This is a genomic window from Paenibacillus sp. RC334, from assembly GCF_030034735.1.
GTDB classification, from domain to species: Bacteria; Bacillota; Bacilli; order Paenibacillales; family Paenibacillaceae; genus Paenibacillus; species Paenibacillus terrae_A.
In genome coordinates, this window is the sequence record NZ_CP125370.1 from 569,588 (window position 1) to 582,776 (window position 13,189).

General features: G+C 48.9%; 16 protein-coding genes. 9 read left to right on the forward strand and 7 right to left on the reverse strand.

Annotated elements, in window-relative coordinates; all coding sequences use genetic code 11:
• The first annotated feature begins 104 nt into the window (after nt 1-104).
• Nucleotides 105-959 (forward strand): zinc ribbon domain-containing protein, encoded by an 855-nt coding sequence (locus QMK20_RS02795; RefSeq protein WP_283654499.1) that lies wholly within the window; start codon nt 105-107, stop codon nt 957-959.
• A 65-nt stretch (nt 960-1,024) separates the two neighbouring features.
• Complete coding sequence (locus tag QMK20_RS02800; RefSeq protein WP_283656180.1) at nt 1,025-1,813, forward strand: TrmB family transcriptional regulator; 789 nt, start codon at nt 1,025-1,027, stop codon at nt 1,811-1,813.
• Between the two features lie 8 nt (nt 1,814-1,821).
• Here the strand turns inward: QMK20_RS02800 and QMK20_RS02805 are convergent, their stop codons facing one another.
• On the reverse strand, nt 1,822-2,454 hold the full coding sequence (locus tag QMK20_RS02805) for an NUDIX hydrolase (protein ID WP_283654500.1): 633 nt from the start codon (nt 2,452-2,454) through the stop codon (nt 1,822-1,824).
• Between the two features lie 174 nt (nt 2,455-2,628).
• Here QMK20_RS02805 and QMK20_RS02810 point away from each other — a divergent pair, with 174 nt between their 5' ends.
• Nucleotides 2,629-2,922, forward strand: a complete 294-nt coding sequence (locus QMK20_RS02810; protein WP_014279590.1) for a hypothetical protein — start codon at nt 2,629-2,631, stop codon at nt 2,920-2,922.
• A gap of 48 nt (nt 2,923-2,970) precedes the next feature.
• Complete coding sequence (locus QMK20_RS02815; protein WP_283654501.1) at nt 2,971-3,672, forward strand: histidine phosphatase family protein; 702 nt, start codon at nt 2,971-2,973, stop codon at nt 3,670-3,672.
• A gap of 107 nt (nt 3,673-3,779) precedes the next feature.
• Here QMK20_RS02815 and mscL read toward each other — a convergent pair whose 3' ends face one another.
• Nucleotides 3,780-4,274, reverse strand: a complete 495-nt coding sequence (mscL, locus tag QMK20_RS02820; RefSeq protein ID WP_283654502.1) for a large conductance mechanosensitive channel protein MscL — start codon at nt 4,272-4,274, stop codon at nt 3,780-3,782.
• A 151-nt stretch (nt 4,275-4,425) separates the two neighbouring features.
• Here mscL and QMK20_RS02825 point away from each other — a divergent pair, with 151 nt between their 5' ends.
• Nucleotides 4,426-4,869 (forward strand): carboxymuconolactone decarboxylase family protein, encoded by a 444-nt coding sequence (locus QMK20_RS02825; protein WP_283654503.1) that lies wholly within the window; start codon nt 4,426-4,428, stop codon nt 4,867-4,869.
• Nucleotides 4,870-4,888: 19 nt separating this feature from the next.
• Entirely contained in the window at nt 4,889-5,818 is a 930-nt protein-coding gene (locus tag QMK20_RS02830) for a sigma-70 family RNA polymerase sigma factor (protein WP_283654504.1), read from the forward strand.
• 92 nt (nt 5,819-5,910) lie between these two features.
• Here QMK20_RS02830 and QMK20_RS02835 read toward each other — a convergent pair whose 3' ends face one another.
• The 3 genes from QMK20_RS02835 to QMK20_RS02845 all read right to left on the reverse strand — a co-directional run bounded on the left by QMK20_RS02835 (nt 5,911) and on the right by QMK20_RS02845 (nt 8,108).
• The gene (locus QMK20_RS02835) at nt 5,911-6,249 is read right to left on the reverse strand and encodes a DUF4870 domain-containing protein (protein WP_283654505.1); all 339 of its coding nucleotides are present in this window, start codon (nt 6,247-6,249) and stop codon (nt 5,911-5,913) included.
• Nucleotides 6,250-6,627: 378 nt separating this feature from the next.
• On the reverse strand, nt 6,628-6,909 hold the full coding sequence (locus tag QMK20_RS02840; protein WP_283654506.1) for a transposase: 282 nt from the start codon (nt 6,907-6,909) through the stop codon (nt 6,628-6,630).
• A gap of 29 nt (nt 6,910-6,938) precedes the next feature.
• On the reverse strand, nt 6,939-8,108 hold the full coding sequence (locus tag QMK20_RS02845; RefSeq protein WP_283656181.1) for an MGDG synthase family glycosyltransferase: 1,170 nt from the start codon (nt 8,106-8,108) through the stop codon (nt 6,939-6,941).
• Between the two features lie 423 nt (nt 8,109-8,531).
• Between QMK20_RS02845 and QMK20_RS02850 the strand changes: the two genes are divergently transcribed.
• Together QMK20_RS02850 and map are read left to right on the forward strand one after the other, a co-directional pair.
• Nucleotides 8,532-8,720: a hypothetical protein gene (locus QMK20_RS02850; protein WP_007428354.1), complete on the forward strand. Its 189-nt coding sequence runs from the start codon at nt 8,532-8,534 to the stop codon at nt 8,718-8,720.
• 140 nt (nt 8,721-8,860) lie between these two features.
• Entirely contained in the window at nt 8,861-9,613 is a 753-nt protein-coding gene (map, locus tag QMK20_RS02855) for a type I methionyl aminopeptidase (RefSeq protein ID WP_283654507.1), read from the forward strand.
• A gap of 71 nt (nt 9,614-9,684) precedes the next feature.
• Here map and QMK20_RS02860 read toward each other — a convergent pair whose 3' ends face one another.
• Entirely contained in the window at nt 9,685-10,971 is a 1,287-nt protein-coding gene (locus tag QMK20_RS02860; RefSeq protein ID WP_283654508.1) for a hypothetical protein, read from the reverse strand.
• 145 nt (nt 10,972-11,116) lie between these two features.
• Here QMK20_RS02860 and QMK20_RS02865 point away from each other — a divergent pair, with 145 nt between their 5' ends.
• Nucleotides 11,117-11,626 (forward strand): GNAT family N-acetyltransferase, encoded by a 510-nt coding sequence (locus tag QMK20_RS02865; RefSeq protein WP_283654509.1) that lies wholly within the window; start codon nt 11,117-11,119, stop codon nt 11,624-11,626.
• 116 nt (nt 11,627-11,742) lie between these two features.
• Here the strand turns inward: QMK20_RS02865 and QMK20_RS02870 are convergent, their stop codons facing one another.
• The gene (locus QMK20_RS02870; protein WP_283654510.1) at nt 11,743-13,002 is read right to left on the reverse strand and encodes a DUF438 domain-containing protein; all 1,260 of its coding nucleotides are present in this window, start codon (nt 13,000-13,002) and stop codon (nt 11,743-11,745) included.
• Between the last annotated feature and the right edge of the window lie 187 nt (nt 13,003-13,189).

The following is a 13,189-nucleotide window of genomic DNA, read 5'->3' on the forward strand; positions in this document are numbered from 1 at the left end:
GACCGCATTCCATTATACAGGAGTTCGAGGTTTGCCAACAGAAAAAAACTTGGGATATATGCACGGTACGGGGAAATCCGGCTGGATATAGGGAGGAAATCAATATGAAGCTGATTCAACGTATAAAGGAAGGCGCGAATCGCGCTACAGAAAAGGCACAGCATGCTGTCGAGATTAGTAAAATAAATTCACAAATTACAGCGATTCAGCAGGAAATGGATGTTCATTTTTTGCGAATGGGTCAAATTTTTTATGAAGGCTACCGGGCATCCGATATGTCGGTGGCAGAAAAGGAAATGACACAGCTATCTACCGCTTGTGATGAGCTACAGGATGAAATTGACGAGCTGCGCGGCAGAATTGCAGAGCTGAAAAACGCTCATTTATGCACCTGTGGAGCTGTTGTGCCGCTGGATGCGAACTTTTGTCCGAAATGTGGGCGCAAGCTGAATGAGGGACAGGCTGCTTCCAAGCAAGTGGCTGCTGTGCGTGAAGAGGCGCCAACGGGCGTATATTCGTTTGATCTGCGCAAGCATGAGGAACCAGCCAAGGGTGCTGAGCCTGCCCACAATAATTACGAGGAACATGAGCCGTATGATCGGCATGAACCGGAGCAGCATAAGCTGCATGAAATGCACGAACCATCCAGCTTGGAGCGCAACTATACGGTGTCCGATTTTACACCGGAAGAAAAAGCGGCCTTCGATGAAGAGTGGGAGCGTCGTCGTCAGGAAGAGCTGGAGCAAGAGCATCGCCGTCTGGAGGAGCTGGAACGTGAACGGGAGCGCCAGGAGGAGCTGGACGAGCGTATTCGATACTGGAAGGCCAACAACTCCGAGGCAGAGAAGCCGGCAACTCCGGCTGCACAGGTACGCGAGAATGTGAAATGCCAAATTTGCACAGCCGAGCTGCCCAAAGGCTCCAAGTGGTGCCCGCGTTGCGGAGCTGAACAGATTTGACGCAGCCGAACAGGCTGCTGCAGGATATGAACAGAACGCCGGGCAGCATAGGGGGAACAGAACATATGGAGCGTTTGCTGCATCATCTGCGTAATCTGGGATTTACGGAAATGGAAGCCAAGGTTATGGTCGAGCTATCGAGGCAAAATGCGGCCTCCGGCTATGAAGTCGCCAAGCGTCTGGGTGCATCACGCTCCAACGTATACGCGGCTTTGCAGCGTCTGGCCGGGCAAGGGTATCTCAGGGCGAGTGCGGGAGAACCTGTGCGTTACAGCATGCTGCCATCGGGTGAGCTGACCCGGATGATTGAAGGACAGTTGCAGGAGTCCCTGCGTGCAGTCGAGAAGGAAATGCCGAGAGCAGAGCCAGACAAGCCGACCTTTTATAACGTGGAAGGCGACCGGAATGTACTGGAAAGCCTGACCCGTGAGCTGGAACGGGCGGAGCATGAGATTGTGCTGGATTTGTGGCGTGAGGAAGCTGAACTGCTGCGGACAGAGCTGGAAAAAGCCGAAAAACGGGGTGTACGGCTGCTATGGTCCTGCGATAACGGTGAAAGTGTGCTTGGACCGTGGCTGCCGCGGGCGTCTGGCAAAAACGGACAAGAGCCGTCGGGACGCAAATTTTCTTTTGTCATTGATCGGCGCTGGTGCCTGCTGGGCATGCGGGGAGAGAATTGCCCGACACAGGCGCTCATTACCGAGCACCCGGTGATGACAGGGCTGCTGCTGAATCATTTTGCCCAGGATCTGATTCTGTATGAGCTGGAGCATGACATGGGCAGCGAGCTGTCAACCCGGTATGGCTGGCGGTATGAGGGCATTATCGGTAAATATATGTCGGCCGGAGAATAAAATAAGAATTATAGAGCAGGAAGTTCCATCAGAGCCTGGCATATAGATGTAATGTATCCGGCCTTATGAGGAACGAATTGATCCGATGTAATCAGGCGGCGATGCTGTTCGGGGTTCGGCCCCGAGGATATGCCATTGGCTTCGAGAAAAGGAATGTGGCCTTCGAAGAGGGCCAGTGCTTGTTCGAGGTCTGCTTCGTACAGTCCAGTCACTTCTTCTTGCTGGAGTCGATAGTCCTCCAATGGCTGGTTCGACAGCAATCCAAACACCGAGCTGATCTCGCGGTCCCAAAAAGATATGCCCTGTGCCGTTCCTTTGCTCTCATATCGAACGGTCATCAGCGGTGTCAATGAGGTAAAGGGAACGTGAATGCCGAGTTCTTCCTCCAGCTCACGCACTGCCTGAGATACATCTTCACCTGCCGTTAAATGGCCTGCTGCCGTAATATCGTAGTAGCCGGGGAAGGTGTCCTTCGTATCCTGGCGCTGTTGAAAGAGCAAGCGGCGGCCTGTTGAGGTGTCTCGTGCCAGCCAGCAGTGAAAGGTATGGTGCCAGTACCCCTTGGCGTGTGCGTCTTGGCGGGAAGCTGTGCCAAGGGGCTTATCTTCATCGTCATAGATGTCCAGAAGCTCGCTAGTCATCGTGGTTCCTCCTAAAGTATAAGCAGATGTAAAAGGTCTATTTTACAGTATAACGTGTTTTTCGTCCTGACGATATGAAGGCGGCTATGGAATGTGGAGTGGGGTTTGGGGTATGCTGGGAACATGGAGATTTACGCCATAAAATAGGTATACGATCGAAAGGAGCGATTTTACATGGAATGTATCGTACATTTTCGGGTCATGCATCCGGAAGAACCTAAGGAGCTGCGCGGACTGATTATGCTGGAAAGCGGAGGCAAGCCGGGTATCGAACAAATCACGGATATGTTCAAAAATATGGGTTATGATGTCCGTCCGGACAATCCGGAGGAACTGATTTTCAAGCCAGTCGATGCCAGAGCGAATTATACATATATCCGGGTTATTGAGCTGGATACGGGTGAGGAAGTCTATCAGGAAGACCGGGATTTACGTGCGATCCTGGAAACCTTGCTGAATAAGCGTTAAGGGATCAAGCTATCCTGTTGTCATTTCATAGGAACGGAGAAAAGAAATATGAGATTGTATATCATTCGGCACGCAGATCCTGATTATCCGAACAATACCATAACTCCGGAAGGGCATTTGGAGGCTCAGGCACTGGCCAAACGGCTTTCCAGTCACGGACTGGACCGTATTTATGCTTCTCCTATGGGGCGTGCGCTGGATACGATGCGATACACCGCGGATTCTCTCGGTATGACTCATGAAGTGGAGCACTGGACGCAGGAGTTGGGCTTGAAGCTGGAGGAAACTCCTTATGGTCGTCTCTCTCATTGGGATTTACCCGGTGAAGTGATCCGCTCTGAGGTACCTCTGCCGACTCATGACTCCTGGAAGGAGATTTCCTATTATCAGGGAACGCAAAGTCCTGAAACGTTCGAGCAGCTAAAGCTTCATTCCGATGAATTCTTGAAGCGCCAAGGCTTTGAGCGGGTTGGGGGGAAATATCGAATTCTGAAGCATACCGAAGACCGGGTGGCCGTATTTTGCCATGGCGGCTTCGGACTGACCTGGCTTGCCCATCTGCTGGAGCTACCACTGGCCCTGGTCTGGTCCGGTTTCTGGATGCCGCCTAGCTCCGTAACCACGATCTTGTTTGATGAGCGTTCCAAGGAGTGGGCGACTCCCCGTTGCATCGGCTTCGGTGATGTCTCCCATCTATACGCAGAGGGCTTGCCCGTCAGGCCCCGTGGCATTATCACCAATTTTAGCTGATCAAGCCTTCGATACTATAATCAAAGCGGCTTAGACGTTTCATCGTCTAAGCCGCTTTTTGTAGTTATATGAGTGGTTCTTGACCGACGTCTCCCGGCTGAAACCAGTTAGTGTGCTTCTACGTAACCTTCCAGCTTGGAGGTGCAATGTGCGCAGCGGGTTGCAGCCTTGGGAATTTCCGACAGGCAGTGTGGGCACTCCTTGGTCGTTTTTTCTTGAGGAGGTTTTTCTTCCTCTTTACGCTTCAGCATGTTGACCCCTTTGACCAGCAGGAACACGCAGAAGGCCACGATCATAAAGTCAAGCAGAACGTTAATAAACTGACCGTAGGCAAGAACGGCGATCCCTGCATCTTTGGCCTGTGCCAGAGTCATGCGTGTTCCATCAGCATTCAAAGGCTCGGCAGTTCTTAAAGCAACATATAGGTCTGGAAAATTCATGCCGCCCAGAAGCTTACCAATCGGAGGCATAATAATATCATTTACTACAGAAGTGACAATTTTGCCAAAAGCTCCACCGATGATAACACCAACCGCGAGATCAATCACGTTTCCCCGTACAGCAAATTCCTTAAACTCCTTAATAAAACCTTTTCCGCTCATGTGAGTGCTCACCTTCTTTACATAAAATCATTTATTTATAATACATGCTATGTTAGCTGAGGGCAATTCCAGATTTTTTAATTTCACTTTGTCACAAATCCACAGGTTCATTTGTCTTCTAAGTGTAAACCAATGATGGAGGCGATGTATCGTGAGTTTAAGATTCAATCACAGAGCAGTAAGTCCAAGTACGTTTAAGGTAATGATGGAGATGGAAAAATATATTTCCGGACGTTTTATAGACAAGGTGCTGTACGAGCTGCTGAAAATCAGAGTATCCCAGATTAACGGGTGTTCTTATTGTTTGGACATGCATGCCAAGGATCTACTGAAACTGGGGGACTATGGTGATCACATTTTGCAGTTGGCCCTATGGCGGGAAGTTCCTTTGTTCACGGAAAAAGAACGTGCTATGCTTGAATTAGCTGAAGCGGTTGCCCGCATTTCTGAACAAGGGGTACCTACGGATTTGTATAATCGGGTCAGAGAACATTTTACCGAGGAAGAATATGTGGACGTAATCATGGCTGTTAACGTCATTAACAGTTGGAACCGGATTGCTATTGCAACGGGAATGTATCCGGGTAGTCTTTAATCGAACAGGGGGCCATACTTTGACTGGCAAGGAACACGGAATTGAACAAGAATCGGCGGATTTAAGTCTGGAGGAGCTATATCAAAGATATCGTAAATATTCTTTTGCCATTGCTTATCGAATGCTTGGGACAGTGACGGATGCCGAGGATGTAGTTCAAGACTGCTTTGTCGAGTTGAAGAAAAAGCCCCTGGATGACTTACAGAATCCCAAAGCCTATGTAGCGAAAATGACGATGAATCGGTGTCTGAATCTTCTGAACTCTGCCCGTAAGCAAAGGGAGACGTATGTTGGACAGTGGCTGCCGGAGCCGCTTGGTGAGAGCGCAGATCTTCCAGCGGATTGGTTGGAGCGTAAAGATATGATATCTTACGCTTTTCTGGTTCTGCTGGAGCAGCTCAAGCCGATGGAACGGGCTGTTTTTGTGCTCAGGGAAGCTTTTCAATATGACTATAAAGAGATCGCGGAATTACTGGGAAAGACAGAGAGTAATTGTCGTCAACTGTTCAGTCGCTCCCGCCGTATTCTTTCTTCCGAGGAATCTGCCCTTGCCGATTCGGTTAGCAGCAGTACGATGAATCCTTCCAGAATAAAGGTGCTGGAACGTTTTACAGCCGCCTTTCTCGCCTACGATGTTAGCGCTATGCTGGAGCTACTGGCTGAACAGCCCGTATTTGTGGCAGATGGCGGAGGCAACGTGCATACGGTGATGCGACCGATGGTTGTACGCAAAGGCGTTCTCGCTCTGTTAACCTCTCGTCGTGTATTAACCGTATTACGGGAGAGACAGCTGGTCCGCACCGTCATCAATGGTGAGGTACAGCTCGTATTCTTGAAAGAAGGTGCAGTGAGGGAGGTCTTATGCATCAGTCTGGCACCAGACGGGGAGCATATTCAGGATTTTTACTTGATGATCAATCCGGACAAGCTGGGGCATATTCGTGTATGAGCTGAAAAAGGCGACAAGCTACAAAACCTTGATTCCTTCTCAGGATCAAGGTTTTTGCTGTTTTTAAATCTTGGTTAAATATACACATGCTCTCACAACTGCCGGGCTTGATGGAGGGCCAGATCACCCACCCAAGGAAGCTTGAGCCACTTGCCTTGTCCAGCATGAATGATCAGGACGACCCATAAGACGATGCCTGCCAGTGTCAGCAGGGAAGCGAGTAGCGGGCCGAGTAGCGGAATGAGTCCTGCGAGCACATGCCCGATCATAAGGGCTACGAACAGAAAAATGGATTGCAGCGCGTGAAACAGGACGAACCGACTTTTCTTTTCCAGCAACACGAAGGCCAGTGCACCAAGGAATGCGAACAGGTAGCACAGGACAGCCGCTATATTTTCATCCATTCCTGTGGAAGACTTGTAGACTGACATGTAAGGCCAATCCCCCTTTATAAGTTATTCATGCGCAAGCTCCGTACTATACAGGGTATGAGGACAGGAATTAAGGTTATGCCAACCTGCGGCAGAAAAAGTTCAAGCCGAGCATGTGTATAAAAACACGAAAAAGGCCGAACGAATAGGTTTCGCTCAGCCATTTTCAACGTTATCCACAATTTTTGCACATGTTGTACGCAATTTATCCACTGATTCATAATATTTATCCACAAAACAAACAGTTGTTATACACAATTTGTGCACAAGTTGTAGACAACATAGGACATACCCACGCTTTATGCACAGTTTGTGCACAATATATCAACAAGATATACTTATCTGTGGATATTTCATTCAGATACTTTCTTACCCATGTTAACGATCTCCGCGTTGTAAACGACGGCGTGGATGTGTAATTTTACCCTTTTTATCCTCGTCATCCTCTTTAGGGACAAGTCGATCATCGGTACGTCCGTCATGATGATTGTCAAAGGCGTATTCGGTCATTTTCCACTCGGAATCGCCTAAAACAACATCAGAGGGAAAATGCTGTCCCCGATGTAAATGCTGCTCATGTCCGTCCTCATCGACATAAATACCGTCTACTTCTACCTTCTCACCCGTAAGCGGGAGCAAATCCTTTCCTTTGCGTTCCATGGTATCCCCTCCGTCTGGCTTATTCTTCGTTAATTTGTCCGTATGGAAGGGGTTTTATCCACAAGCTGGTGCAAAATATCCTCGGCAATCCGGTCTGCGGGATGAGGTTTGCGCAGTTGCTCAATCGACTGTTTCATTCCTAGAGCGAGAGAGGGATTGGAGATCAGGTCGACGCAAAGTTGAATTAGCTCTTGCGTATTACGGGCAATGCGAGCAGCTCCTTTTTGCTCCAGATACAGGGCGTTATTCAGCTCCTGACCGGGTACAGGCTTGAACACAAGGATGGGTAATCCAGAGGCGATGCTTTCCGAGAGTGTGATGCCGCCGGGCTTGGTAATGACCATATCGCTTGCACGCATGAGTGCGGGAACATAGTCGATGAATCCAAAGATGCGGATACCGGGATGATCTGCATACAGCGCATCCAACTCAGCTTTTAGCTGCGGATTACGTCCGCAAACGATCAGCAGTCGCAGCTGCGGGAGACGGCTCAATTGCCGACAGATGTCCAATATACCGGACATCACGCCATAGGCACCTGCCATGATAAGCAGTGTTGTAGTTCCCGGATCTGACGGAGGGATTGAGTAATCCTCAACCACATCAGCATCTTCTGGATTAGTATCTTCGGCAAATCTTTTATAAAACGAAGCATGAATCGGAATCCCTGTGGCGACAATCCGTTCGAGAGAGATTCCTCGCTGTGCGGCTTCCTGCTGTATATCCTCGGTTGCCACATAGTAGCGGTCGATATCGGGATGCAGCCAACGTCCGTGCAGATCAAAATCCGTAACCACGTTCACAATGGGCAGCCTCATCCCCAATTTGCGGCGTAACGCCGGGAGAGCGAGCTGAGGGAACGTATGTATGACAAGGTCAGGCTTCTCCTTCTCCAGAGTGAGCGCAAGCTGGCGCATCCCAAAGGAATGCAGCACACTGCCAAAGGCTGATTTTGCCTGCATTTCACGGGTTATGTTATAGACCCAACCGTAAAGCCCGGGAATGGTTTTGAAGCTTTGCATATAGACAAATTTCGTTAAATCGTTCAACCAGGGGTGGGATTCAGCCATCAGGTCGAGTAACAGAACCTCGCAGCGTCCGAGCCTCCGCAAACTGTCCATAATAGCTCGGGCGGCTTGCACATGGCCTTCTCCGTAGCTGGCATACAATATTAAAATTTTTGGTGCTGCGGCTTCCATCATGTCTAGCCCCCTATTATTCAATAAGCACATGTAGCTCATTTTCAGGAACGTTCGCATCCATTCTCCTTGTATGTTTATTTATTTTACCCCAAACACATACGCCGCAAAAGCCGATAAATAGGGTATACCCTCCTGTAACAGCCACAGATGGCAACCCGAATATGACGTGTAGCGTAAAATTTGGGTAAATTAGATGTAAAATTTCTGGAAAGCTGAAAGCTGTACCTGAATATGTTATAATGGGGAAGTGATTCAGCCAATAGAAATTCGATTAATAATAGTGTCAGGTACATGCCTTGCATAAGGCATTCCCGACCTGAGCTGCATTAAGACATACTACTTCACTGCATAAGGACATCAATACTTTTCGGCATTCTCTTCAACGGAGCACTTATTTTCAACGTTTTGGGAGGGAGTAACATGGCAACGAAAGGTCACAATGAAGTTAAGGAAAGTCTGCGGGAAATGACTCGAATTTTCCGGCCTAAGGATCCCAAAAAATTTGTAAAGGAATATGTGCGAAAATACCGGATTACAGGAGGGTATGAGGAAGAGTTGACCATGGTGGTGGAAAACGAACTCGGTCGCATAAATTCTTCAGTATCTTAAAGGGTTCGATGACCCGCAAAACATAGAAATCCGACTTTTATAAACCGTCTATCCACAGAGGAGACGGTTTTTTTTGTGTCCGCCCTGCATACAATGGGATAGGTTTAGTGAATTTGTATGCCTAAAGGAGGCGGATTCCAATGGAGGAGATAGCCATACGGACACCAGAGGAAATCGGCTATATGAGGGAGGCCGGACGTATTTTGGCCGATTGCCATCGTGCGTTGGAGAGTCGTATCCTTCCGGGAATGACCACGCTGGAAATTGATGCGTGGGTAGAGCAATTTTTGAGCAAGCGCGGAGCCACGCCTGAGCAAAAAGGCTATAAGGGCTTTCCTTATGCCACCTGTGCTTCGGTCAACGAGGTGGTATGCCACGGATTTCCCTCGGAGCGGGTGCTTCATGACGGGGATATTGTGACCATCGACATCGTCGTCAATAAGGACGGCTGGCTGGCTGACCGGGGCTGGACCTATGCAGTAGGTAACGTCAGTCGCCCGGTAGCGAGGCTGCTACGGCAAACGCATAAGGCACTGGTGCGCGGAATTGAAGTCGCTCGTCCAGGCAGGACGCTGGGGGACATTGGGCACGCAGTGGAAAAAGCCACGGGATGGCGGCGGTACGGCATCGTTAAGCCCTTGATCGGGCACGGTATTGGTCGTCAGATGCACGAGCCGCCAGATGTTTTGCACTATGGTCGTGCCGGAACGGGGGTACCGCTGCGCGAAGGGATGGTGATTACCATCGAGCCGGTATTTACCCTCGGAACGGAGGGGGCTGTATTGTGGGAGGATGATGGCTGGACCATCACCTCGGCGGACGGCAGTTGGGGCGCACAATATGAGCACACGATTGCGATCACGAAGAACGGCCCGTACATTTTGACCGCATAAAGATCGGTACAGCCATAGGGAGCCCCATTTGACCTGGCAAGTGCATGGGCTCTCTTGGCAGGTTTTTTATTTCAGGATGACACGTTCATCGTGTTCAGAGAGATTTTCCGGTAAAGCCACAGATAGATACCTAACTCGACGGGTGAGGAAACGGCCATAACGATTCCTGCCACCTGTCCGTCCAGCCCCGGGAAAAAGGAGATGCATAGAATGAGCGCGAGAATCGCAAAGGAAACGGAGAACAATCTGCCGATGAAAACAGGTTTGGTATTGCCGATCAATATCGACCGTCCTATGAAATATTCTACCCATGGATAAAATGCTACATAGATTGAAAGTATGCGAAGCAATCCTCTCGTCTCCACCAGCAGTTCCCCTTCCAGTCCCAACACATCCCGTAAAATAGGGTCACCTGCAAATTCAAAGGACAACAGCAGCAATAATAACGGCGACAGGGTGGACAGAACGCTCAAAAATATCAGAACCTCCCGACGCTTGCTCGTATAGAATTGAATGACGATCTGATGCAGGGAACTGCAAAACCAAACGAACAGATTCAGGATTTGCAGAGCCACGGAGAAGGAGGCTACGGCCAATAATGGATCGGTTGTATTGTTCAGCGCAGCCTGTATGGACGGATTTAGAACAACCAGCACCAGCGCCGAATACAGCAAGGGGAGATAAAAAGGAAGCAGATGGCTTGCACGGTGGATGGTTTGCTCGCCGTTGTTGGGCGGCAGCTTTCTTTTTAAAATGCGGCCTTCCAAAAAGGTAACGACCAGTTCAATAAAGATACCTGCAATAAAGATGGCAGCACCAATTCGCCCGTCATTTGTCCAGCCTGCCCGAATTAGAAACCAGGATGCGATTAGCATCGCGACAATACGAATGGACGAGCTGAACGTCATCCAGGCCGTACGGTGCTTGTTAATAATAAGACCCTGATAGATGTTGCGGACGGCTACTAATATGTATAGTAGAGTAAGCACCTGAAACACACTCTTGGTGGGTTCGATCAAGGCCGGAGATACGCCAAATACATATTGAAAGATCAGATTACCCGCAGGTGTAAGACCAATACTCCAGCCGATGACCAGTACAGCCGCCGCTACACACGCACATAAAATACCGATGGAGCGAACGGATTGGCGGTCATATCCGAATTTCGTGGTCATCTGTCGTACGGCGGTTAACGGGGTTTCCAGCAGCAGGCACAGGCTAACTGCCACCGCATAGCTGCTCAATGTGAACGAAGGATGCTCCGAGCGCGCGAGCACAGCATTGACGATGACATGGGTCAGCGCGGCAATCAATGATGAGATGCCAAGCGGAACGTAGAATGAAATGATTTTATTCAAGTCAAATCCTCCAGTAATGAATGATGAGTAAAGGGATTGCCGTTGCATCGAACTTCCGTAAACAATGGTAATTCTTATTATAGATCAAGAATGGGCTCGTCGGTATAATAGAGAGCATAATATTGGAAATGGAAGTGGAGCCAAAATGATGATCAGAGAAGCAACGATATCAGATACGGCAGGTATCGCCAAGGTACATGTGGATTGCTGGAGAACCACCTACAAAAATATCATACCCGCCGAGGTTCTGGAACAACTTTCCTATGAGCAAAGAACAGAGCTGTGGAAATCAAATATATCCAGTGAAGACGATCATCAGGTATATGTGTTTGAAAATGAGAAGGGGGAAATCATCGGATTTGTGAGTGGAGGGCCGGAAAAGTCAGGTGAATATCCCCCATATGAGGGAGAGGTAACTGCTATTTATGTGTTAAAAGAATACCATAGTTTAGGATTGGGAAAGCAATTATTCATGCGTCTTCTTCAACATTTAAGCAGTATGAACATTCACTCTGCCATCGTCTGGGTGTTAGCAGATAATCCGGCTCGGTATTTTTATGAACAACTGGGAGCCAAGCTTGTAGTAGAGCAGCATCTTATAAAAATGGGTGACAAAAACCTGAACATGGTGGCTTACGGGTGGGAAAATAAATAGCGGACTGTGCAAATGGAAAGAAGTCTTTCTCTACATGTAATGTGGAGGAAGACTCCTTTGATGTTAACTGGAGGCGACAGGAATACGGCGAGCAATCTTTTTGAAGCAGATGATGATTACTCGGATAAAATCCGTTTCTGCCCTTCCAAGGCACGAATAGGTGCGATGTTTTGCGTGAATTCCAGCGTTCCCAGATAGCGGTCTTCTGCATCACGGATGGCAAAATAGCGGATATAGACAAATTTATCCTTGATCGGAATCCAAAAATCTTCAGCATCCTTGCGGCCAGCCTTAAAATCCTCCAGCAGCTTCTCGACGACATGCACGCTTTGCGGCGGGTGGCAATTCTGCACGGTACGTCCAATGACAGCCTTCGTACGGGCGAAGACCCGTTCTTTACCATGGGAGAAATAACGAACGACATCGTGCTCGTCTATAAATGTCAGATCGACGGGCAGATGATTCAACAGCAGCTCCAATTGTTGCACAGACACAATCCCCGTCTCGAATCGCACAAAGCCTTGGGGAGTTCCTGATGTTCCTTCCTGTTGCTCATCCATTTCCACAGGCTCCTCTGCCCGCTCAGGTATCCATTCCCGCTCGGGAGCGGTCAGGCAGAACCCGATTTCTGCACTTTCACGGGCTATTTTCAGCCACTCATCCTCTGTTAGCTTACCCAGCGCCATCGGCAGCAGAATATTCTCTTCCTTGAATATCATTTCGTTCACTTCGGTCATGATATGGGTGAGCGTCTGCCCAATAAGTTCTTTGTTCCCATTATATTGGGTGAGCAGATTCTTCGCGTCCTTGATGGCGTTACGAATACTGTCGTCCACTCCCCACATTACCTTGGTTGGGCCGAAGATTCCATAGCGCTCCAAATAAGGAAAGACCAAATTTTCTTTACGGCTATAGTGCTTATCAAGATCCAGCAGCAGACTTAAATCCTCCAGCAGCTTGTAAATGATTTTGGGGCTATCATCCTTTTGGAATTGATCTGCGTGCAGTGCGAGCTGGAAGTTGACCAATCGTTCAATCTCCCGATTTTCCAGCTTGAAGGTATGAACGGGATGTCCCGGCTGTTCCTCCGGTCCGGAAGGACGGTGGATATCCTCAATCGAGCCCTTGAATATCGACGTGTGGACGGAACAGAGACGCTGCACCTCCGACACGGGGATTCCTTCCTCGGTAATCAGGGCGTGCTCCATGGCTGAAATTTCTGCCACACTTACCCCTCCAACTGCCACTGCAAAGCGCGCTTTGACTTCATCCACGCTTTTCCCGTCATGTAGTTCCTTCATAATTTCCTTTAATATTTGCTGGCGTTCTGTGAGTTCCTTTGCTGTGTGTTCGCGGTTGTTAATCAGCTCGCTCATAATGGTTCGCTCCTTTATGTTTGAATGCGTTTATCGCCTTGAATGAGAATGTTTATCAGTTATAGGGTAGCATAGGTATTGGCGGGCTTTTGTGATTGTACGCACAATTTGGCGGAGTGGACTGTACGAGCGATAAAGGGCGCCTTTGGGCCAACTTATTTGGAGAAATGTACGGTCTTAGTGTTGA

Excerpts from the sequence above, each read along its gene's own strand:
- QMK20_RS02795 (WP_283654499.1), top strand. The coding sequence starts at position 105 with ATGAAGCTGATTCAACGTATAAAGGAAGGCGCGAATCGCGCTACAGAA.
- QMK20_RS02800 (WP_283656180.1), top strand. The coding sequence starts at position 1,025 with ATGGAGCGTTTGCTGCATCATCTGCGTAATCTGGGATTTACGGAAATG.
- QMK20_RS02805 (WP_283654500.1), bottom strand. The coding sequence starts at position 2,454 with ATGACTAGCGAGCTTCTGGACATCTATGACGATGAAGATAAGCCCCTT.
- QMK20_RS02810 (WP_014279590.1), top strand. The coding sequence starts at position 2,629 with ATGGAATGTATCGTACATTTTCGGGTCATGCATCCGGAAGAACCTAAG.
- QMK20_RS02815 (WP_283654501.1), top strand. The coding sequence starts at position 2,971 with ATGAGATTGTATATCATTCGGCACGCAGATCCTGATTATCCGAACAAT.
- mscL (WP_283654502.1), bottom strand. The coding sequence starts at position 4,274 with ATGAGCGGAAAAGGTTTTATTAAGGAGTTTAAGGAATTTGCTGTACGG.
- QMK20_RS02835 (WP_283654505.1), bottom strand. The coding sequence starts at position 6,249 with ATGTCAGTCTACAAGTCTTCCACAGGAATGGATGAAAATATAGCGGCT.
- QMK20_RS02840 (WP_283654506.1), bottom strand. The coding sequence starts at position 6,909 with ATGGAACGCAAAGGAAAGGATTTGCTCCCGCTTACGGGTGAGAAGGTA.
- QMK20_RS02845 (WP_283656181.1), bottom strand. The coding sequence starts at position 8,108 with ATGGAAGCCGCAGCACCAAAAATTTTAATATTGTATGCCAGCTACGGA.
- QMK20_RS02850 (WP_007428354.1), top strand. The coding sequence starts at position 8,532 with ATGGCAACGAAAGGTCACAATGAAGTTAAGGAAAGTCTGCGGGAAATG.
- map (WP_283654507.1), top strand. The coding sequence starts at position 8,861 with ATGGAGGAGATAGCCATACGGACACCAGAGGAAATCGGCTATATGAGG.
- QMK20_RS02865 (WP_283654509.1), top strand. The coding sequence starts at position 11,117 with ATGATGATCAGAGAAGCAACGATATCAGATACGGCAGGTATCGCCAAG.
- QMK20_RS02870 (WP_283654510.1), bottom strand. The coding sequence starts at position 13,002 with ATGAGCGAGCTGATTAACAACCGCGAACACACAGCAAAGGAACTCACA.